The organism is Streptomyces jumonjinensis, from assembly GCF_009600885.1.
Classification (GTDB): Bacteria; Actinomycetota; Actinomycetes; order Streptomycetales; family Streptomycetaceae; genus Streptomyces; species Streptomyces jumonjinensis.
Window position 1 is genome coordinate 1 of sequence record NZ_VCLA01000024.1, and the last position, 20,513, is coordinate 20,513.

General features: G+C 70.5%; 16 protein-coding genes. 14 read left to right on the forward strand and 2 right to left on the reverse strand.

Annotated features, from left to right (window positions below; all coding sequences use genetic code 11):
- Positions 1–254 precede the first annotated feature (254 nt).
- The 3 genes from FF041_RS03170 to FF041_RS03180 all read left to right on the forward strand — a co-directional run bounded on the left by FF041_RS03170 (position 255) and on the right by FF041_RS03180 (position 3,174).
- Positions 255–1,064 carry a glycerophosphodiester phosphodiesterase family protein gene (locus tag FF041_RS03170; protein WP_323391079.1) on the forward strand — a complete coding sequence of 270 codons (810 nt, stop codon included), beginning with the start codon at positions 255–257 and terminating at the stop codon, positions 1,062–1,064.
- 73 nt (positions 1,065–1,137) lie between these two features.
- A complete protein-coding gene (locus FF041_RS03175; protein ID WP_323391081.1) occupies positions 1,138–1,794 on the forward strand; it encodes an ATP-binding protein in 657 nt (218 codons plus the stop codon).
- A 393-nt stretch (positions 1,795–2,187) separates the two neighbouring features.
- On the forward strand, positions 2,188–3,174 hold the full coding sequence (locus tag FF041_RS03180; protein ID WP_153485249.1) for a DUF5926 family protein: 987 nt from the start codon (positions 2,188–2,190) through the stop codon (positions 3,172–3,174).
- A gap of 1,146 nt (positions 3,175–4,320) precedes the next feature.
- Here the strand turns inward: FF041_RS03180 and FF041_RS03185 are convergent.
- Positions 4,321–5,013: a bifunctional DNA primase/polymerase gene (locus FF041_RS03185; RefSeq protein WP_153520938.1), complete on the reverse strand. Its 693-nt coding sequence runs from the start codon at positions 5,011–5,013 to the stop codon at positions 4,321–4,323.
- Between the two features lie 599 nt (positions 5,014–5,612).
- Here FF041_RS03185 and FF041_RS03190 point away from each other — a divergent pair.
- Both FF041_RS03190 and FF041_RS03195 read left to right on the forward strand, forming a co-directional pair.
- Complete coding sequence (locus tag FF041_RS03190; RefSeq protein WP_153520939.1) at positions 5,613–7,406, forward strand: PP2C family protein-serine/threonine phosphatase; 1,794 nt, start codon at positions 5,613–5,615, stop codon at positions 7,404–7,406.
- Between the two features lie 299 nt (positions 7,407–7,705).
- The gene (locus FF041_RS03195) at positions 7,706–9,163 is read left to right on the forward strand and encodes an aminopeptidase P family protein (protein WP_323372033.1); all 1,458 of its coding nucleotides are present in this window, start codon (positions 7,706–7,708) and stop codon (positions 9,161–9,163) included.
- 150 nt (positions 9,164–9,313) lie between these two features.
- Here FF041_RS03195 and FF041_RS03200 read toward each other — a convergent pair whose 3' ends face one another.
- The gene (locus FF041_RS03200; protein ID WP_153485247.1) at positions 9,314–9,772 is read right to left on the reverse strand and encodes an ATP-binding protein; all 459 of its coding nucleotides are present in this window, start codon (positions 9,770–9,772) and stop codon (positions 9,314–9,316) included.
- A gap of 366 nt (positions 9,773–10,138) precedes the next feature.
- Between FF041_RS03200 and FF041_RS03205 the strand changes: the two genes are divergently transcribed.
- The 9 genes from FF041_RS03205 to FF041_RS03245 all read left to right on the forward strand — a co-directional run bounded on the left by FF041_RS03205 (position 10,139) and on the right by FF041_RS03245 (position 20,401).
- Positions 10,139–10,966, forward strand: a complete 828-nt coding sequence (locus tag FF041_RS03205; protein WP_228388008.1) for a hypothetical protein — start codon at positions 10,139–10,141, stop codon at positions 10,964–10,966.
- A gap of 98 nt (positions 10,967–11,064) precedes the next feature.
- On the forward strand, positions 11,065–11,862 hold the full coding sequence (locus tag FF041_RS03210) for a YcnI family copper-binding membrane protein (RefSeq protein ID WP_153520940.1): 798 nt from the start codon (positions 11,065–11,067) through the stop codon (positions 11,860–11,862).
- A gap of 81 nt (positions 11,863–11,943) precedes the next feature.
- Positions 11,944–12,603 carry an SCO family protein gene (locus FF041_RS03215; RefSeq protein WP_153485244.1) on the forward strand — a complete coding sequence of 220 codons (660 nt, stop codon included), beginning with the start codon at positions 11,944–11,946 and terminating at the stop codon, positions 12,601–12,603.
- 86 nt (positions 12,604–12,689) lie between these two features.
- Complete coding sequence (locus FF041_RS03220) at positions 12,690–13,112, forward strand: copper chaperone PCu(A)C (RefSeq protein ID WP_407698103.1); 423 nt, start codon at positions 12,690–12,692, stop codon at positions 13,110–13,112.
- Between the two features lie 23 nt (positions 13,113–13,135).
- Complete coding sequence (locus FF041_RS03225) at positions 13,136–15,181, forward strand: copper resistance protein CopC (RefSeq protein WP_153520941.1); 2,046 nt, start codon at positions 13,136–13,138, stop codon at positions 15,179–15,181.
- Positions 15,182–15,275: 94 nt separating this feature from the next.
- Positions 15,276–16,538 (forward strand): iron uptake transporter deferrochelatase/peroxidase subunit, encoded by a 1,263-nt coding sequence (gene efeB, locus FF041_RS03230; RefSeq protein WP_323391084.1) that lies wholly within the window; start codon positions 15,276–15,278, stop codon positions 16,536–16,538.
- Between the two features lie 103 nt (positions 16,539–16,641).
- Positions 16,642–17,577 (forward strand): prephenate dehydratase, encoded by a 936-nt coding sequence (gene pheA, locus FF041_RS03235; protein ID WP_153520942.1) that lies wholly within the window; start codon positions 16,642–16,644, stop codon positions 17,575–17,577.
- Positions 17,578–18,314: 737 nt separating this feature from the next.
- The gene (gene serS / locus FF041_RS03240) at positions 18,315–19,592 is read left to right on the forward strand and encodes a serine--tRNA ligase (RefSeq protein ID WP_323372030.1); all 1,278 of its coding nucleotides are present in this window, start codon (positions 18,315–18,317) and stop codon (positions 19,590–19,592) included.
- Positions 19,589–20,401 carry an HAD family hydrolase gene (locus FF041_RS03245; protein WP_323372028.1) on the forward strand — a complete coding sequence of 271 codons (813 nt, stop codon included), beginning with the start codon at positions 19,589–19,591 and terminating at the stop codon, positions 20,399–20,401. The genes serS and FF041_RS03245 overlap by 4 nt, the downstream gene beginning before the upstream one ends.
- Positions 20,402–20,513 lie beyond the last annotated feature (112 nt).

Below are 20,513 nucleotides of genomic sequence, written 5' to 3' on the forward strand. Positions count from 1 at the left end.
GCTCTCTCCTCAGGTTCCACATCGTTCTTTCTCCGGCAGATGTCCGCTCGGTACCGCAGTCAGCATTTCCCACGGCTCGTCAGGCCACTGTAAGCAGGACCTGTGGGTAATCCGGCAATCATTTACTTCCGACAAAACGGACGGACACCCAGAGTGCCGAATCAGCCCCCGCACCGTCACTCCCCGGAGTTCCCGACCAGCCGGTCGCCCCCGTCCCCGCGCACGCCCTCCCCGCTCGGTGGCACCATGACGCGGTGACCCAAGCACGGCAGCACCACATCCAGGTCGTCGCCCACCGCGGAGCGTCCGAGGACGCCCCCGAGCACACGCTCGCCGCGTATATGAAGGCGATCGAAGACGGCGCGGACGCCCTCGAATGCGATGTACGCCTCACCGCCGACGGTCACCTCGTCTGTGTGCACGACCGCCGGGTCAACCGCACCTCCAACGGCCGCGGCGCCGTCTCCGCCCTGGAGCTCGCGGATCTCGCCGCGCTCGACTTCGGCACCTGGAAGGGCCGCGAGGACTCCGCCGAGAGCCCCGACTGGGGTGATCCGTCCCTCACCTCCGTACTGACCCTGGAGCGGCTCCTCGAACTCGTCGCCGACTCCGGGCGCCGTATCGAGCTGGCCATCGAGACCAAGCACCCCACCCGGTGGGCCGGTCAGGTCGAAGAGCGGCTGCTCCGGCTCCTCGGCCGCTTCGGGCTCGCCGCACCCGCGACGGCCGCCGAGTCCTCCGTACGCGTCATGAGCTTCTCCGCCCGCTCGCTGCACCGGATCGCGGCGGCCGCCCCGACCGTCCCCACCGTCTATCTGATGCAGTTCGTGACCCCCCGGACGCGTGATGGACGGCTGCCCGCCGGCGCGCGGATCGCCGGTCCGGGCATCCGTATCGTCCGCAACCACCCCGGCTACATCGCCCGGCTGCACCAGGCCGGACACCAGGTCCATGTGTGGACGGTCAACGAGCCGGAGGATGTGGAACTCTGCGCCCGGCTCGGGGTGGAGGCGATCATCACCAACCGGCCCCGGCAGGTGCTCTCCCAGCTCGGCCGGGGGTAAACCCCAGAAGCACCCGCCCCACCCATGACATTGAAGTGCACCGGCGCGTTTGGCCCGTGCGCGGCTGTCGGCCGTGCGTCACAGCTCCGGCCTCGAACGGTTTCCGGTCCAGTCCATTGGGGCATTCACACCGTGGCGTGGGACAAAGGAGGTCTCGGGGGTGGCGTTGGTGGTGGCACAGGAAGTGCCCACGTCGTCGAGCATGGCCGTACCGCATGGTCCTGCGGGCGTGGGGAAGGCGAGACACCGGATGCGCGCTGAGTTGTGCCGCAGCGGGATCCCGGAATCGGTGGTCGACGACGCAGTTCTGATTCTTTCCGAACTTCTCAGCAATGCCTACCGGCACGGCAGGCCGCTGGGGCATACGGAGGTGGGAGAAGGCGACGTACGCGCGGCGTGGCGCGTCGACAAGGCAGGCGAGCTGACCGTCGAGGTGACGGACGGCGGGGGTCCGACCAGACCCGTTCCGGCCACTCCCTCGGTGACCGCCCGGGGCGGTCGCGGGCTCAGCATCATCACCGCGCTCGCCCATGAGTGGGGTGTCCGGGACGGCGCGGGCGAGGTCACCGTATGGGCCGTGGTGAACGCGGGGCATCTTCACGGCAGTTTCGCTACGCGCGTCACTCCGCCCGGGACTCACCCCGGAACCCCTACTGGGACCCCTCCTGGAACTCCCCCCGGAACTCACCCCGGATTCGACTTCGCGGAGACCTACGACGAGCTCGGGTGAGCGGCCGAAACGCTGGCCGCGGACTGTCTGGGCGTCGGCCGACGACCACGTGGGAGTCGGCCGCCGGCCGGCGACTGGTGTGTCGGCCGATGACGACCAGGGCGCCGCCCGATGATCCACCGATACGTCGGCCGACGGCGACCAGCGCGTCCGCCGCGAACCGCCGATACGTCGGCCACTGACCGCCGAGGTGTCGAAGGCCGGCCGCCGGCACGCCGGAGGCGCTCGAAGTGAACACGGCGCCCGCAGTGCCGGGCACCCATGGCGCCGGGAGCTCGCCGGACGGCTAGGCTCGCGTCCGGACACAGCATCGCCGCACACGGGATGCGCAGCTCAGCGCTTCGCATGCCGTAGTCGGCCAGCAGCACCGCCGCACTCGGGAGAAGCGTCACCATGGCCAAGAAGCGCCCCCAGACCAAGGCATCCAAGCCTCAGCCCAGGAATCGGGTCAGCGGCGCCCAGGAGCCCGTACCCGTGGTCGGCGCCCGTGAGCCCTGTCCCTGTGGATCGGGCCGCCGTTACAAGGCCTGTCACGGCCGGGCCGCCGCGCACGCCGTGACCGAGCTGGTCCAGCGCCCGTTCGAGGGGCTGCCCGGCGAGTGCGACTGGGTCGCCCTGCGCGAACTGGTGCCCGCGGCCACCGTGAAGCTCACGCTCAAGGGCGGACTGCCCGACGGGGTGCCGTCCGTGACCCTCGCGACCGTGCTGCCGATGGCCTGGCCCGCGCTCCGCCGCGACGACGGCTCCGTACTCCTCGGTCTCCAGAACGACACGTCCTCCGGCGACCTCAGCCGCGACCTGGCCGACACCCTCAGCCGCGCGCTGACGACGGAACCGGGCAATCCGGTTGCCGCGGAGCGCGTATCGAGCGAGGGGCAGCGGCTTCAGGACCTTCTCGACCCGGACGCCTCGTTCGAGCCGGAAGTCCATTCCGGTTTCGAGTTCTGGATCCCCGAGTCCACGGAGGGCTCCACCCCCGAGGTGGCCGCGTCCCTGGAGCGTGCGAACTCCGCCGCGATCCCCACGGTGAAGCTCGCGGGCGTCGACGCCGCGTACTGGTGCGAGACCCCGGAGAAGAACCACCTGCGCTGGGTCATGCCCCACTCCGAGGAGAAACTGCTGGACGCGCTCGCCCGGCTGCATGTCGCCGGCGCCACCTCACTGGGCGAGGGGACCCGGCTCGTCGGCTCGTTCCGCGCGCACGGACTGATGGTCCCGGTCTGGGACCTGCCGAGCGCGATGAGCGCCGAGGAGTGCGAGAAGCCCGCCGCCGAGTTCGCCGGGCGACTGGCGGAAGCTCTCGCTTCGGACGTTCCGCTTACCGCCGATGAGCGCCGTGCACGGGGCGGCCTCACCAACCGTCAGGTCACCCTGAGCTGACCCCTGGGCCCGTGGCCGGGCTTCCGGCCACGGCAGAAGAAAAGCCACGTGACTCCAGTCACAACTCGCACTAAGGACAGCTGAATCCCTGTCCGAATACCCGAGATCGAATTTGCGAACCGCCGATCTCTTGTTACCGTTCTAGAAGCCCGGTCGCTGGTGCATCCCCCGTCGCCAGCGGCCGGGCGTCTCCATTTCCCGAAAAGGTGAACGGAACGAGTCGCTCCGCTGACAGGCAGTCAACGTGCCTGAGAGGCAAGGAAGTTGCCCCCGGAGCCTCGGAGCAGGGGATCCTCGGCCAGGCGGGCCGAATCCACCGCAGCCAGGAACTCCACAACCGCCCAATGTCTCCATGGTCATGCCAGATGGATGACCCTTGGAATGCGGCTGCGCAGCCTCATGAGCACCAGGCTCACCACCTGCCTCAATGACAAAGTTGATCTGTACATGCGACCTTTGCATCCATCGGGGTCCGTATCGAGGTCCGCATCGGCGTCGGTACCGAACTCAATTCCGCAGCCGCCGCGTTCCCCCGCCCCGGTCACAGGGGTGCCTTCCGGCCCTTCGCCCTGCGGACACCGCTTCCCAGCCGGTGAGGTGCGGTCGCACGGCCGCTGAGGTGCGGTCGCACGGCCTGTGAGGTGCGGTTTTCCGGTCGGCGAGACCCGGTCTCCCGGCCCGCCACCCGGGCGGATCGAAGTCGCCGCACCGGAGCGGCCATGCAGCGGGAGACGGCGCGGTCCCGGCAGCCGCGGCCCCCGACAGCCGCACCGGCGAAAGCGGCGCGTCCGGATCCGTACGCAGCGAACCGAGGTGAACACGGTGAGTTTCGGCCTTCTCTGGCGCTCTTGACCCTCTGTCGAATTTCCCGTACGAACCCGGCGGGCCCCAGGCGAACCCAGCCGGCCTCAGGCCACCCCGCTGGCCTCACTGGCCCCACCAACCCCAGCGACTCGGCCTCCCCCGGCCCGGAACGCCGACGCCCCGGCCGGTGGACCCGGCCCCGAGAGGAACCGGTCCGCCGTCCGGGGCGTTCACCGTACGAGCGACAAGCCGGTCAGCCGGAGGCCGGACGGTGCGCCGCCGCCCGACGCGCACCCCTGGGCCCACCGCATCCGCCGTCGCGCCATGCAGCTGTGCCGTGGCTCAGTAAGCGAGTCTGCTACCGCCGTCCGGCGCGTTGACGCTCGCCTCCACCAGTGCTTCCACCACCGCCTCCACCCGTGGCAGCCAGGGGGCGCCGGCCCCCGGCAGCGGCGCCCGCTCCCAGCGGATCTGCCCGCTCCCCGTCTCCGACGGAGGCAGCGCCAGATATCCGCCCTCGCCGTGGAAGCGCAGCGAACTCGGCACGCAGTCCTGGGCGAAGAGCAGCTCACCGAGCTGTTCGAGGCTGTACGGGGCGACCAGCAGCGACCACCGGGTGGGGGTCGCGACCACAGGCCCCAGCCGTAGCTCCAGCCGGTCCAGCGCCACCAGCGCCCGGGCCCCGGCCATCGCCGGGAGGCTCACCGCGCACGGCGCGCTCCCCCCGGTCGCCAGAATCACCGGAGCCGTGGGCCGGTTGGCCCACCACCAGCGCACCATGCGCTCGTCGGTGGACGCCGCGAGGACTCCGGGATCGAAGGGGTGCGCGCCGGGTACCACGCACTCGGGATCGGGGCAGGCGCAATCCCGCCCGCGGTCACTGCGACCGCCTGCCGCTCTCAGTCCTGCGCCGGGAAGTACGGGCCAGTGCCACTCGGCGGCACAGATGAGTGCCGCTTCCAGCTGTGCGGGCTGTGCAGGCCTCCTCTTGCGCCGAAACCGGAGCCTGCGTCGCCTTCCGAGGATCTCGCGCATGTGCGCTCGTTCCTTTCCGTTGAACGCCGAGGTCCACATCACACCATGCGTGCCGCTTTTCGCTGTGCGTACTCAATGCGTACCAGGTGTACGAGTACATACCGATCGGCGTGTAACCGCCCCTTTGCCAGTGGCATGAACGGCCCCGCTTCGCCTGCGGCAGGATCACCGCCGAGGGCCGGCCTGTGGGCTGTGCTCCCTATCAACGCGCTCTCTGCGATGACACACACTGGCGCTCTGCTGTCCGCGCCCACTGCTTCCGGGGGTGCCCCACTGGTGCGGGGATCCGCCCTTGCGGGGATCGGCCGTGGAGTTCTGGCGCGGCTTACGGCTATGAGGACGCCTGAGCCGATCGCCAGGTTCCAGGGTGATCCCAATTGCCCCTGGCCACCACTGTTTACGTACCCAACACGTTTGGTATGACGCTTTCCGCGGAGGCCGCTCCGGGGACCGTGCCCCGGAGATCCACCGAGGGATCTACTGCCGAACGCCCTCAGTCGATCGCAATTGGCCTCTGCTAGGTGCATTTTCCAGCCAAGTTTACGATTGCCCCAAGGTTGGTTCAAGGTCTCACAGACACCATCAATCCCACTGGTGCAATGCTGGACATCCCCTTCCTTCTGCGTGTAGATGTGGATCCATGGGTAGCCGCGCAGAATGACATGAATGACATGGGGGTTTGCGATGCTATTGAGCGATACGCACCATCCCGGAAGCCGCCTGAGATGAGTACCCCTCATCTGCCGAAAGTGGCTGGAATCAATCCGCCAGTTCCTCACCCCGCGCACACTGCCGCCGCCATTCCTGATCTTCTCTCCGTCTCGGCCGCCCCGGGCGGTCCGGCCGGAATCCCTGCGGGAGTGCCGCCGGGAGCCGTGATCCAGGACCGGCTGGCGGGCTGGGTCTCCGATCTGACCACCCTCCATGAGCTGACCGAGCGGCTGGCCGGAACCGATTCGCTGAATGCCGCCCTCCATGAACTGCTGGACGCGGGCGCGGCCCTGGTCGGAGCCCGGCGCGGGATGGTCGTCCTCGAACCGCCGCCGGACGCGGCCCCCATGAGGCCCGACCGCTTCGGCCCGGACCGGGGGTCCGCCCTCACCCGAGGGCTCGGGTTCAGCCATGCCGAACTGGGTTATATCGAGACGATTCCCCGTTCCGTGACCGCCTACGGCCGGGTTCTGGAGAGCCATGAGCAGCCGCCGGCCCCGGTGCCGCCTCCGCTCTCGACGGCCCAGACCTCACCGCCGCCTCCCCTCTCGACGGCCCAAGCGCCGGTGACCCCGCTTCCGCCGGCATCGGCGCCCCCGCCGTCGTACGCACCGGAACCGGCCGTTCTGCCCGAGGCCGTCGCCCACCCCGATCTCCTCGGCGATCCCTCGCTCGACCCCCGTCACCGCGAGGTCGCCCTCCGTCTCGGCTACACCGCCAGTTACACCCAGCCGCTCGCCTCCGCGGCGGCCGGCACCCTGGGCGCGGCCGTATGGATGTATGACGAGCCCACCGCCCCCGGGGAGCGCCGGCGCCGGCTGGTCGGCCTCTACGCGCGGTACGCCGCCGAGCATCTGGCCCGGCTGCTGGAGCTGGAGCACGCCCGCGAGACCATGGCGGCCGTCGCCGAGGAGCTGCTGCCCAGCAGGCTGCCCCGGGTGCCGGGGGTCCGGCTCGCCGCCCGGCACCGCACCGGGCCGCGCGGCGGCGGCGACTGGTACGACGCGCTGCCCCTTCCGGAAGGCGCGCTCGGGCTCGCCGTGGGCTCGGTCAGCGGCTCGGGGCCGAGCGCGCTGGCCGCGATGGGCAGGCTGCGGGCCTCCCTGCGGGCGTACGCCGTGATGGAGGGCGAGGATCCCGTCGCCGTCCTCTCCGATCTCGAACTGCTGCTGCGGCTGACCGAACCGGCCCGTACCGCCACCGCGCTCTTCGCCTACGCCGAGCCCGCGGCGAGGAAGGTCGTGCTCGCCGGGGCCGGGCACACCCCGCCGCTGGTGATCGGCGAGCGGCGCACCGAGTACGTCGAGACCTCCCTGTCGGCGCCCCTGGGGATGCTGGCCTGCTGGGAGGCCCCGAGCGTCGAGCTCTCCCCCGAGCCCGGAGAAACGGTGCTGCTCTATACGGATGGACTGCTGCGGCGTACCGGAGAGCCGATGGACCGGGCCTTCGCCCGGCTGCACACGGCCGCCGCGGGTGTGCCGAGAGCGATCCGCGAGGATCCGGGGGCGGTGGCCGACCATGTGCTGAACGCGATGCTCGGCGCGGACAGAGGCGCGGGCGCGGACAGAGGCGCGGGCGGTGCGGCGAGCCGAGGCCCGAGCGGAGGCCCGAGCGGAGACGTGGGTGGGCTCAAAGGAGCTGACGACGAGGACATCGTGCTGCTGGCCGCCCGCTTCGACTGAGCGGTCCCGCGCCCTCCGTTTCCCTGCCCCTCCCCGCGCCCTCCGTTTCCCTGCCCCTCCCGGCCCCTGGATGGCCGGTCTCCGCCCCCGCACCCCGTCCGGTCAGCCCCCGTCCCTCCCGGCCCCCGTCGTCCATACGTCCCGGCCGGCCGCGTCCGTACAGCGTTGACCTCCCGGTTTCCGGTCCGGACCGGAAGATCACCCCCGTCCGTTATGTCTCCCTTCTCACATCTCGCGAGGCTGTATTCACGTCACACATACGATGGAGACCGGTCCAGTGTCGTATCGAGGAGGCAGACGTGGCCGAGGAGCTCACCCCGAGTACCCCGGAAGAAGAAGAGCCGCAGATCAAGCAGCGCAAGAACACGCTGTACCCGAGCGTGTCCGACGAGCTCGCCGAGAACATGGCGGGCGGCTGGGCGGACACCGAGCTCCACGATCTCCAGCCCATAGCGCAGGCCGGGCACACCGCCGACCGCCGCGCCGCGCTCTCCGCCCGCTTCCCCGGCGAGCGGCTGGTGATCCCCGCAGGCAATCTGAAGACCCGCTCCAATGACACGGAGTACTCCTTCCGTGCCTCCACGGAGTACGCCTACCTCACCGGCGACCAGACCGAGGACGGTGTGCTGGTCCTCGAACCCACCGCGGCCGGCCACCGCGCCACCGTCTATCTCCTCCCGCGCTCCAACCGCGAGAACGGCGAATTCTGGCTGTCCGGCCAGGGCGAGCTCTGGGTGGGCCGCCGCCACTCCCTGACGGAGGCCGAGCAACTGCTGGGCATCCCCGCCAAGGACGTCCGCGAACTGGCCGACTCGCTGCGCGAGGCGGCGGGCCCGGTCCGCGCCGTACGCGGGCACGACGCCGGCATCGAGGCCGCGCTGGCCGACAAGGTCACCGCCGAGCGCGACGAGGAACTGCGCGTCTACCTCTCCGAGGCGCGCGCCGTGAAGGACGCGTTCGAGATCGGCGAGCTCCAGAAGGCCTGCGACTCCACCGCCCGCGGCTTCGAGGACGTCGTCCGGGTGCTGGACAAGGCGGAGGCCACCAGCGAGCGCTATATCGAGGGAACGTTCTTCCTGCGCGCCCGCGTCGAGGGCAACGACGTCGGCTACGGCTCGATCTGCGCCGCCGGTCCGCACGCCACCACCCTGCACTGGGTGCGCAACGACGGTCCGGTCCGCTCCGGCGATCTGCTGCTGCTGGACGCCGGTGTGGAGACCACCTCTCTCTACACCGCCGACGTCACCCGCACCCTGCCGATCAGCGGCCGGTACACCGAGATCCAGCGCAAGATCTACGACGCGGTCTACGACGCCCAGGAGGCGGGTATCGCCGCGGTGAAGCCGGGCGGGAAGTTCCGCGACTTCCACGACGCCTCCCAGCAGGTGCTCGCCGAGCGGCTCGTCGAGTGGGGTCTGCTCGAAGGACCGGTGGAGCGCGTCATCGAGCTGGGGCTTCAGCGCCGCTGGACCCTTCACGGCACCGGCCACATGCTCGGCATGGACGTCCACGACTGCGCCGCCGCGCGGGTCGAGGCATATGTCGACGGCACCCTGGAGCCGGGGATGTGTCTGACGGTGGAGCCCGGGCTCTACTTCCAGGCCGACGATCTGACCGTGCCGGTGGAGTACCGCGGTATCGGCGTACGGATCGAGGACGACATCCTCGTCACCGAGGACGGCAACCGGAATCTGTCGGCGAGCCTGCCGCGGCAGGCCGACGAGGTCGAGACCTGGATGGCCTCGCTCAAGGGCTGACCATCCGGTCCACGCATGCCACGGCCTCAGGGGTCGGACCGCACCGGTCCGGCCCCTGAGTGCTGCCCCCGAAGGGACATCCCCAGGGATCAGGGCTCGGGGCTCGGGGCTCGGGGCTCGGGGCTCGGGGCTCGGGGCTCGGGGCTCGGGCTACGACACCTTGAGCAGCGCGTCTTCCCGGAACTTGAGGACCTTGTCGAAGCTGATCACCGCGCCACGACCCGGCCGGTTCCCAAAGTGGACATGATCCGCGAGCTGCTCGATCAGACAGAGCCCGCGCCCGCTCTCGGCCAGCGTCGGGAACTGCGCTCTGGCGTGGGCGCGGCCACCGTGCCGGGCGGGAAACCCGGGCCCGGAGTCGGCCACTTCGATACGGCACTTCTCGCCGTCCATATACGCGGTGACCCGGTACGCCCCCGATGCCTCGCCCGGGCTCTGGCCGCCGCCGTGCTCCACGGCGTTCGCGCATGCCTCGCTGAGTGCGACCGAGAGATCGAACGAGATTTCGGGGTCGACTCCCGCCGTCTCCATCGTGCCGAGCAGCAGGCGCCGCGCGAGCGGGACGCTCGCAGCCTCGCGCCGCAAGTGGAGAGACCACCAGATGCTCATGCTCCAGCCTCCTGGCTGCGGCTCGACATACCGATACGTATTGCCCCTGGAGGCCACCCGTAAGCACGGTGCCGGTGTGATTGCGCTCATTCGGCCGACGCGCATGGCCGGGATGGTGGTGTGGCCGTACCGTACGCACCCGGGCCGGCCGCGGTGTGCTCCGCCATCGGCGCAGGCGGGACCGCCCGGGCGCCCCGGACCGGAGCCGCGCCCGGGCCCTTCGGCGAGGCTGCCTGGACCGGGCGAACGGGGATCTGGACCCAGCAGGACAGGGATCTTGACCGGGCCGGCCGGAGAGACGGACAGAGAGGACCTACCGGACCTGCCGTAGGGAAGCCGGGGGCGCAGTGGGATGATGACCGGGCCATGTCGTCCCCGTCCTCGCCGCCCTCTCCGCCGTCTCCACCGGGCCCGCCCGGCGGTACGCGCACGGGAGTCGGTACACGGCTGCTGAGGGCCGCGGTGTTCACCGCGGCCTGCGTCGCGCTGTCCGCGACGGGACACGCGCTGGCCGCCTGCGAGACCGTCCCCTGGTGGACCCTGGCGGCCGGCTTCATCGGGGTCTTCGCGCTCGTACTCCCCTTCACCGGCCGGGCGCGCTCACTGCCCTCGGTCACCGTGGCCCTGGGCGCCGGGCAGCTCGCTCTGCACACCCTGTTCGGCCTGGGCCAGCAGCATCAGCTGCGCCTCCCGCCCGCCGCCGACGACGCGCTGATCCGGATGGCCGCGAATCTGGTCTGCGGCGCGGGCGCCGCCGACCTCACCCCGGGCGACGCGCACCGCGTCATCACCACGGCCGGACTGACACCGCCGCCGCACGGACCCCACCCCCCGGTGCCACAGCCCGAACTGCTGCCCTCCCTCCCCATGCTGCTGGGTCATCTGCTGGCCGCGCTCGCGACCGGCTGGCTGCTGCGCCATGGGGATCTGGCGCTGGCCCGGCTGATCCGGCTGTACGCCCGCTCCGCGCACGAGGCCGCCGGAGCCGCGCTGCTCCGCTCCCTCCGCGCCGCGCTCGTTCTCGTACGGGCGCTGGGCGCCGACCCGGCCCAGGCCCCGGGCTCCTCGGCGGGCGCTCGGCGTGCCGCCGACGAACCCGAACCGCCGGGTGCGGGCGACGCTCTCCAGCACACGGTGATCCGGCGCGGCCCGCCCGCGCGACCCGTCCTCACACGACTCGTACTCGCAGCCTGACACGGCCCGCTCGGCATGCATGGGGCCGTGGTGCCGGCGCATCTCTGTGCGCCTGGCATATCCCCCCTGTCTCTCCTCACCCGTGGAGTGTCTTCGTCATGAGCGTCATCCGCGCCCACCGCGCCACCGGTCTTTCTCCCGTCTTCTCACGCACCTCCTTCCGCGTCGCCGTCGCGACGGCGACCGCGGCCTCCGCCGTGCTGCTGCTCGCCGGACCCGCCGCCGCGCATGTCAGCGTCCAGCCGCAGGGCGAGGCCGCCCAGGGCGGTTACGCCACGGTCAACTTCAAGGTCCCCAATGAGCGCGACGACGCCGCGACCGTGAAGCTGGAGATCAACATGCCCACCGAGCGCCCGCTGGCGTCCGTGCTGCCGCAGCCCGTGCCCGGCTGGAAGATCTCGGTCACCAAGACCAAGCTGGACAAGCCGCGGGACATGCACGGCAAGCAGATCACCGAGGCGGTCTCCAAAGTCACCTGGACGGCGGACGGCTCCAAGATCGGGCCGGGGCAGTTCCAGCAGTTCCCGGTCTCGCTGGGGCAGCTGCCCGAGAAGGCCGATCAGCTGGTCTTCAAGGCGCTCCAGACGTACGACGACAAGGAGGTCGTACGCTGGATCGAGGCGCCGGAGGAGGGCGCCGCCGAGCCCGAGTCGCCCGCGCCCGTCCTGGAGCTGTCGCCCGCGACCGGGGACCATCACGGTTCGGCGGCCGGTGCCGATGACGACTCCGACGCCAAGGGCGAGGAGGAGGCCGGCGAGCACGGCGGGCACGCCGGGAAGAGCGCGTCCGCCGATGACTCCGACTCCACCGCCCGCGTGCTCGCGGTCGTCGGCATCCTGGTGGGCGCCGTCGGCGTCGCCTTCGGTGTGCTGGCCGGCCGTCGCCGCGCCTCCTGAGGCTCCGTCCTCGTATCTCCGTAACTCCCGTACCCCATCTCCCGTACCCCCTCTCCCGTACAGACTCTGGGATGCCTCTCCATGCGTAAGAAGACCGCGCTCGCGACCGCGCTCGTCGCAGCCGCCGCCCTCACCCTGTCCGCCTGCTCCACCGGCGGCGATGATTCCGGGAAGGAACCCGTGGCCGAGATCTCGGCTCCGGAGGACGTCAAGCCCGGCACCGTGCTGGACCGGCCGTACACCAAGCCGGACCTGGTGCTCACGGACACCAAGGGCAAGAAGTTCGACCTGCGGGAGCAGACCAAGGGCAAGCCGACGTTGATCTTCTACGGCTACACCAAGTGCCCCGATGTCTGCCCGCTGACGATGAGCAATATCGCCATCGCCGAGAAGACCCTTCCCAAGGCCGACCAGGAGAAGCTCCAGGTCGTCTTCATCACCACCGACCCGGAGCGGGACACCCCCGAGGTGCTGGGCGAGTGGCTGCCCAGCGCCGGCGACGCGTCCTTCATCGGGCTCAGCGGCGACTTCGCGACCATCCAGGCGGGGGCCCTTCAGATGGGGATCGGCATCGATCCGGCGAAGAAGGAGAAGGACGGCACGGTCGTCTCGATGCACGGCGCACAGGTGATCGCCTTCTCTCCGAAGACGGACAGCGGCTATGTGCTCTACGGCGAGAGCACCACGGCTGATCAATTCGCCGAGGACCTCCCGGAGCTGGTGCGCGGAGAGAATCCGTGAGCGGGAGCCGGAAGAGCCGGGCCGGGGACGAGAGCAAGGGCGCGAGCAGGAGCGGACTCAAGGCTCTGGCCGGCATCAGTGCCGTAGTGCTGAGCACGGGACTGATACTGACGGGCTGCTCCTCCGAGAGCAGCCGCGGAAAGCCGGAACTCAAGGTCGACGGCGCCTTCATGCCGGAACCCGTCGGCGACATGGCCGCCGGATTCCTCACCGTACGGAACGACGGCGGCGAAGCCGACAAGCTCACCTCCGTCACCAGCGCGCTCTCCGACGATGTGACGATCCACGAGTCGAAGAACCAGAAGATGCGGAAGGTGGCGGCGTTCGACATCCCCGCCGGGGGCGAACTCGCTCTCGAACGGGGTGGCAGCCACGTCATGTTCATGGAGCTCAAGCAGCGGCCGAAGCCGGGCGGACACGTCTCGGTGCGGCTGCACTTCGAGAAATCGGACCCGATCGCGGTTGAGCTCGCGGTCAAGGAACCGACGTACAACCCGAAGAAGCACTGAGTACCGAGGGGACTGACCACACCATGACAGCCACCGCCCCGCGCCTCGACCCGCTCCCGGTCCGGTTCGCGAGCACCGCGCCACGGGCCCTGCCCCTGCTGCGAGCGCTGCTCGCCGCGGCCGTGCTGATCGGCACGGCGCTCGGCGCCCTGCTCGCGTCGGCCGGACCCGCGGCGGCCCATGCCGCCCTGACCGGGAGCGATCCGAAGGACGGGGCGGTGGTCGCCACCGCCCCCACGGAGGTGACGCTCACCTTCTCCGAACAGATCGCCATGGGGAAGGACTCGATCCGGGTCCTGGACCCGAGCGGCGAACGCGTGGACAAGTCCACCGTCCGCGATCTCTCCCAGGGCGGCACGGTCGGCTACGGCGTCGATCTGCGGCCCGATCTGCCCGATGGCACCTACACCGTGGCGTGGCAGGCGGTCTCGGCCGACAGCCACCCCATCTCCGGCGCGTTCACCTTCTCCGTCGGCGCTCCGTCCGAGACCGAGGTCGCCCAGGCAGGGGGGCAGACGGGCGGCGGGGCCGTGGGCACGCTCTACGGGATAGCCCGCTATCTGGCGTACGCCGGTTTCACCGTGCTGACCGGGGCCACCGCCTTCATCCTGCTGTGCTGGCGGCGGGGGGCGGGGGTCCGGCCGCTACAGCGGCTCGTGGCGCTGGGGTGGGTGACCCTCACGGCCTCCACTCTCGCGATGCTGCTGCTGCGTGCCCCGTACACCGGGTCCGGCAGACTCGCGGACGTCTTCACCCTCGCCGGGCTGCCGGAGGTCCTGGAGACCAAGACCGGCGCGGCGCTGGTCTCCCGACTGCTGCTGCTCGGCGCGGCAGCGCTGTTCATCTCGGTGCTCTTCAGCTCGTACGCGCGTCGCGAGCGCACAGACGACAGCGCTGTCGGCGCTGACGGCGACGGTGCCGGGGACCGCGCCCGGGAGAAGGACCTCACCTTCGGGCTGGCCGTCGGCGGCTCCGTGGTCGCGACCGGGATCGCCGCCACCTGGGCGCTCTCCGAGCATGCCTCGACGGGCATCCAGACGGGCATCGCGATGCCCGTCGATGTGCTCCATCTGCTGGCCGTGGCCTGCTGGCTCGGCGGTCTCACGGCGCTGCTGACCGCGCTCCACCGGGTGCCGTCGATCGAGGCGGACGCCGTACGGCGGTTCTCCCGGACCGCGTTCATCAGCGTCGTCGTCGTGGTGGCGACCGGGATCTACCAGTCCTGGCGGCAGATCGGCTCCTGGTCGGCGCTGACCGGCAGCGAGTACGGGAAGTGGCTGCTGGTCAAGGTGGGGCTGGTGGTGCTGATGGTCGGCCTCGCCTGGTTCTCCCGGGCGTGGACCGCGCGGCTGGGGCAGACATCGGACGCCACGGATGACACAGACGCCACGGACGGCACAGACGCCGTGAACGGCACGGACAGCACCGACAGCACCGACAGCACCGATGAGACGCATGACGACGCCGTCGGCGAGATGGAACCGGAACGAGCCGCTCAGCTCGCCCGTCAGCGAACCGCTCTCGACACCGCCCGCCGCAAGAAGGAGCGGGACGCGGACCCCGGACGATCCGGACTCCGCCGTTCCGTACTGGCCGAGGCGGGCGTCGCCGTGGTCGTGCTCGCCGTGACCACCGTGCTGACGACCACCGAACCCGGCCGTACGCAGGAGGAGGCGGCCAAGGCGAACACAGGCGGCGTCTCGGGGGCCGCCCCGGCGGCGCCCCAGGGCCCGACCGAGGTGAAGCTGCCCTTCGACACCGGCGGCCCGAACGGCCGGGGCACCGTACGGCTCACCCTCGACCCGGCCCGTCCCGGCGGCAATGAGCTGCACCTCTGGATCGACGGCCCCGGCGGCAAGCCCCTGGACGTGCCCGAGCTGAAGGTGTCGTTCACCCTCCAGGCCAAGAAGATCGGCCCGCTCCCCGTCACCCCCTCCCGGCTCGCGGCGGGACACTGGAGCGCGGGCTCCGTACAGATTCCGATGCCCGGCGACTGGCAGGTCCAGGTGACCGTACGGACCTCCGACATCGACCAGACGACCATCGACAAGACCGTGAAGATCGGCTGAGCCCGTGAAACCCCTCAAACCCCGCACCCCGCTGGAATCCCGTACCTCGACCGGGTCCCGGACCCCGGCCGAGTCCCGGACCCCGGCGGAATCCGTGGATCCAGAAGGCTCTGCTGAGCCCAGGGCCGCCCTGGACGGCGTCTCCCGGCGGCGGCTGCTCACCACCGTCGGCGCGGCGGGTGCGGGCGGGCTGGCGTTGGGGGCCGCGGGCGGGGCCGCGGCGCATGCCGCCGCGGCCGGCGACGCCCCGGACCCGCTGTCCGCCGTCGGCTCCGGCACCGTCGCCTTCCACGGCGAGCACCAGGCCGGCATCACCACCCCGATGCACTCCAAGGGTCATCTGATCGCCTTCGACCTGGCCCCGGGCGCGGGCCGCAAGGAGGCCGCCGCGCTGATGCGCCGCTGGTCGGCGCTGGCGGCACGGCTGATGGCGGGCCGTCCGGCCGAGGGGGACGACACCGGTGTGGCCCTGGACGCGGGACCCTCCTCGCTGACGCTGACCTTCGGGTTCGGCCGTACCTTCTTCAGCCGTACGGGCCTCGCGGCACGGCGGCCGGCCGGGCTCGACCCGCTGCCCGCGTTCTCCGCCGACCAGCTCGACGCCAGACGGTCGAACGGCGATCTGTGGGTGCAGATCGGCGCCGATGACGGCCTGGTCGCCTTTCACGCGCTGCGCGCGATCCAGCGGGCGGCAGGGAACACGGCCGGGGTGCGCTGGCAGATGAACGGGTTCAACCGTTCGCCCGGGGCCACCGCGCGGCCGATGACCACCCGCAATCTGATGGGCCAGGTCGACGGGACCAACAATCCCCGGCCGTCCGACCCCGACTTCGCCCAGCGGATCTTCGTGCCGTCCGGCGGCGAGCCCGCATGGCTGGCGGGCGGCTCGTACGCCGTCGTACGCCGCATCCGGATGCTGCTCGACGACTGGGAGGCCCTCTCCCTCACCAAGCAGGAGCAGATCATCGGGCGGCGCAAAGCGGACGGCACGCCGCTCACCGGGGGTACGGAGACGACCGCACTGGCGCTCGACGAGCTGGGCGCGGACGGCAAACCGGTCATTCCGGCCAATGCCCATGCCCGGATCTCCGCGCCGGAGCAGAGCGGCGGGGCGGCGATGCTGCGGCGGCCGTTCTCCTATCACGACGGAATCGGCGCGGACGGCACGCCGGACGCGGGGCTGCTCTTCATCTGCTGGCAGGCGGATCCGCTGCGCGGCTTCGTGCCGGTGCAGCGGAAGCTCGACCGGGGGGACGCGCTGTCGCCGTTCGTACGGCATGAGACGAGCGGGCTCTTCGCGGTGCCGGGCGGGGCGCGCGAGGGCGAGTACGTGGGCCAGCGGCTGCTGGAGTCCTGAGGCCGTCCGGCAGGCGGGCGGCGGCAGCAGCAGCTGCCCACATGTCGGACAATTCGCTCGCAACAGGGCTCGGAACCCACCTCGGGCCCATTAGGGTGACCGCATGTCAGCCATGCGCTACACGTATCTGGGCCCCGAGGGCACCTTCACCGAGGCCGCCCTCCGCACCCTCCCGGAAGCCGCCACCCGGGAGCTCGTCCCGATGGTGTCCGTGCCCGCCGCGCTCGATGCCGTACGCAATGGGGACGCCGCCGCCGCCCTGGTGCCGATCGAGAACTCCGTCGAGGGCGGTGTCACCGCGACCCTCGACGAGCTGGCGGCGGGCAGTCCGCTGATGATCTACCGCGAGGTGCTGCTGCCGATCGCGTTCGCCCTGCTGGCGCGGCCGGGCACCAAGCTGTCCGATGTGAAGACGGTGACCGGGCATCCGGTCGCTCAGCCCCAGGTGCGCAAGTGGCTGCGGGCGAATCTGCCGGACGCCCTGTGGGAGTCGGCCGCGTCGAACGCCGACGGCGCGCGGCTGGTCCAGGAGGGGAAGTACGACGCGGCCTTCGCGGGTGAGTTCGCGGCGTCGACCTACGGGCTCGAACCGCTGGTGACCGACATCCACGACGCGGAGAACGCGGAGACCCGCTTCGTCCTGGTGGGCCGCCCCGCCAGACCGGCCGCGCCGACCGGCGCCGACCGGACCTCGGTGGTCATCTGGCTGGGCGACGACCGTCCGGGCGCGCTGCTGGAGCTGCTTCAGGAGTTCGCCGTACGCGGGGTCAACCTGATGCTGATCCAGTCGCGGCCCACGGGCGCGGGCATCGGGAACTACTGCTTCGCCGTGGACGCCGAGGGGCATATCTCCGAGCGGAGGGTCGGCGAGGCGCTCATGGGGCTGAAGCGGATCTGCCCGAAGGTGCGGTTCCTCGGCTCGTACCCCAGGGCGGGGGTGGCGGTGGAGGATGTGCCCGGGCCGCGTCCGGGAACGTCGGACAGGGAGTTCACCGAGGCGTCGGACTGGCTGACGCGCTGCCAGGACGGGCGGGCCTGAGCCTCCGGGGCCTCTGGGGCTCCGGGGGTTCTAGGGGCTCTAGGGGTCTCTGGGCCTGGGGCCTCTGGCTCGGGGGCCTCTGGGTCCGGGACCCCTGTGGCGCCTGACCGACTGGCCGCCTGATCGCCTGGCCGACCTGACTGAATCTGTACTACCTGCCGATTGTCGATACCCACAGGGTTATCCACAAGCCCAGACTCGACCTGGGGATAAGTCGACAACTCCGCACCGTCTCGTCGATGAATCCGCCCACCCGGCTCGGATTCACCCTCGACCCGCCCCTGAGCTCGCAGCCGGCCCAGACCGGCCCAGGCCGCCTCCGTACCGCCTTCACTTCACCGGCCACCCCTCCAAGGGGTTCACTTTCCACCTAAATGCCCACATTGAAACGATTTGCTAGGGGAATCTCCCCCTACGCCCTCCACTCGCACTCCGGCGCAAGAATGATCGCTTCAACGATCCACAACCTTTTCACACAGCCTGTGGATAACTTTCCCGATCTCCCGACCCCTGTGGACAAGACAGACCCAAGTACCCCGCTCCACAAGGGACATGGGTCAATTCAAGCCTTCCACCTTGCTCCTTTCCGATGAACGTCTTCGCGCTTATTTGACGATGCTCCGGTAGATTAGGGAACCCTTCTCCTTAATCCGGCAAAAGCCACTAGTTTGGGCAAATTACCCCGCAAAGTTATAGGAAGTGGCCTGTCGGGGAGCGCTCACCGGTAGCCTGGTGGGGTGATTGACCTTCGCCTGCTCCGTGAGGACCCCGACCGTGTCCGCGCCTCCCAGCGCGCCCGTGGAGAGGACGTCGAGCTTGTCGACGCCCTGCTCTCCGCCGATGAGCTGCGCAGGTCGTCCGGCCTCCGCTTCGACGAGCTGCGCTCCGAGCAGAAGCAGCTCGGCAAGCTCATCCCCAAGGCCACCCCCGAGGAGCGCGCCGAGCTGCTGGCGAAGGCCGAGCAGCTGAAGACCGGCGTCAAGGCCGCCGAGGCCGCGCAGAACGAGGCCGAGGACGAGGCCCGCCGACTCCTTCTCCAGCTCGGGAACATCGTCCATGAGGACGTCCCGGTCGGCGGCGAGGAGGACTTCGTCGTCCTGGAGACGCACGGCACCGTCCGCGACTTCGCCGCCGAGGGCTTCGAGGCCAAGGACCATCTGGAGCTGGGCGAGGGCCTGGGCGCCATCGACGTCGAGCGCGCCGCCAAGGTGTCGGGCTCGCGTTTCTACTATCTGACCGGTGTCGGCGCGCTGCTGGAGCTCGCGCTCGTCAACGCGGCGATCGCGCAGGCCACCGAGGCCGGTTTCATCCCGATGCTCACCCCGACGCTGGTGCGCCCGCGCGCCATGGAGGGCACCGGCTTCCTCGGCCAGGCCGCGGAGAACGTCTACCACCTGGAGAAGGACGACTACTACCTGGTCGGCACCTCCGAGGTCCCGCTCGCCGCGTACCACATGGACGAGATCATCGAGGCCGACAAGCTGCCCCTGCGGTACGCGGGCTTCTCGCCGTGCTACCGCCGGGAGGCCGGGACGTACGGCAAGGACACCCGCGGCATCTTCCGTGTGCACCAGTTCGACAAGGTCGAGATGTTCTCGTATGTCGCTCCGGAGGACGCGGAGGCCGAGCACAAGCGCCTGCTGGAGTGGGAGAAGCAGTGGCTGACCGGCCTGGAGCTGCCTTTCCAGGTGATCGATGTGGCCACCGGTGATCTCGGCGCCTCCGCCTCGCGCAAGTACGACTGCGAGGCGTGGATCCCGACCCAGGGCAAGTACCGCGAGCTGACCTCGGCGTCGAACTGCAACAGCTTCCAGGCACGCCGGCTGTCGGTCCGGATGCGCGAGGGCAAGAAGGTGCAGCCGCTGTCGACGCTGAACGGCACCCTGTGCGCCGTGCCGCGCACGATCGTGGCGCTCCTGGAGAACCACCAGCTGGCCGACGGCTCGGTGCGTGTTCCGCCGGTGCTCCGCCCGTACCTCGGAGGACGGGAAATCCTGGAGCCGATCGCCAAGTGAGCACGGCGCCCTTTCCGTACCGGCTGATCGCCACGGATCTCGACGGCACACTGCTGCGAGGCGACGGAACCATCTCGCAGCGCACCCGCGATGCGCTCGCCGCGGCCACCGCGGCGGGCGCCGCGCATCTCGTCGTCACCGGCCGGTCCGTGCCCTGGACCCGGTACATACTGGATGATCTCGGCTATGACGGTCTCGCGGTCTGTGGTCAGGGAGCCCAGCTCTACCATGCGGGCGAGCACCGCATGCTGACCTCGGTCACCCTGGACCGTCAGCTCGCGGCTCTGGCCCTGGCCAAGCTGGAGGCCGAGGTCGGGCCGATGGAGCTGGCCGCGAGCCGCGACGGGCTCAGCGGCGAGGTCCTGGCGAGCTCCGGTTTCTCGGTCCATGAGAACCCTCTGCCGATGATCCCGCTCACGGATGCGGCGCAGCTGTGGGAAGTCCCGCTGAACAAGGTCTATATCCAGCACCCCACGCTCGACGACGACACCCTGACGGAGATCGCGCGGAAGACGGTCGGCGGGCTGGTGGATGTGGTCATGGCGGGCCCGGGGATCGTGGAGATCATCCCGCTGGGACTGACCAAGGCCACCGGTCTCTCCCTGGCCGCCCGCAGGCTGGGCACGCGCGCCGCCGACACCATCGCGTTCGGCGATATGCCGAACGACATACCGATGTTCGGCTGGGCGGTGCGCGGTGTCGCCATGGCCAACGCGCACACCGAGCTGAAGGCGGTGGCCACGGACATCACTGCGTCGAACGACGACGACGGCATCGCGCTGACGCTGGAGAGCCTGCTTGCGGGCTGATCGCTCCGGCTCGATGGGCCTGATCATCCGGCCCTGATCACCCGGCCCTGATCAGCTGTTCCCGCTCGGCCGGTCCTCCGGGAGGGGGCGGTCCGCGCTTGCGCGCGCTCGA

Excerpts from the sequence above, each read along its gene's own strand:
- FF041_RS03200 (WP_153485247.1), bottom strand. The coding sequence starts at position 9,772 with ATGAGCATCTGGTGGTCTCTCCACTTGCGGCGCGAGGCTGCGAGCGTC.
- FF041_RS03205 (WP_228388008.1), top strand. The coding sequence starts at position 10,139 with ATGTCGTCCCCGTCCTCGCCGCCCTCTCCGCCGTCTCCACCGGGCCCG.
- FF041_RS03215 (WP_153485244.1), top strand. The coding sequence starts at position 11,944 with ATGCGTAAGAAGACCGCGCTCGCGACCGCGCTCGTCGCAGCCGCCGCC.
- FF041_RS03210 (WP_153520940.1), top strand. The coding sequence starts at position 11,065 with ATGAGCGTCATCCGCGCCCACCGCGCCACCGGTCTTTCTCCCGTCTTC.
- FF041_RS03190 (WP_153520939.1), top strand. The coding sequence starts at position 5,613 with ATGCTGGACATCCCCTTCCTTCTGCGTGTAGATGTGGATCCATGGGTA.
- FF041_RS03185 (WP_153520938.1), bottom strand. The coding sequence starts at position 5,013 with ATGCGCGAGATCCTCGGAAGGCGACGCAGGCTCCGGTTTCGGCGCAAG.
- pheA (WP_153520942.1), top strand. The coding sequence starts at position 16,642 with ATGTCAGCCATGCGCTACACGTATCTGGGCCCCGAGGGCACCTTCACC.
- FF041_RS03225 (WP_153520941.1), top strand. The coding sequence starts at position 13,136 with ATGACAGCCACCGCCCCGCGCCTCGACCCGCTCCCGGTCCGGTTCGCG.
- FF041_RS03180 (WP_153485249.1), top strand. The coding sequence starts at position 2,188 with ATGGCCAAGAAGCGCCCCCAGACCAAGGCATCCAAGCCTCAGCCCAGG.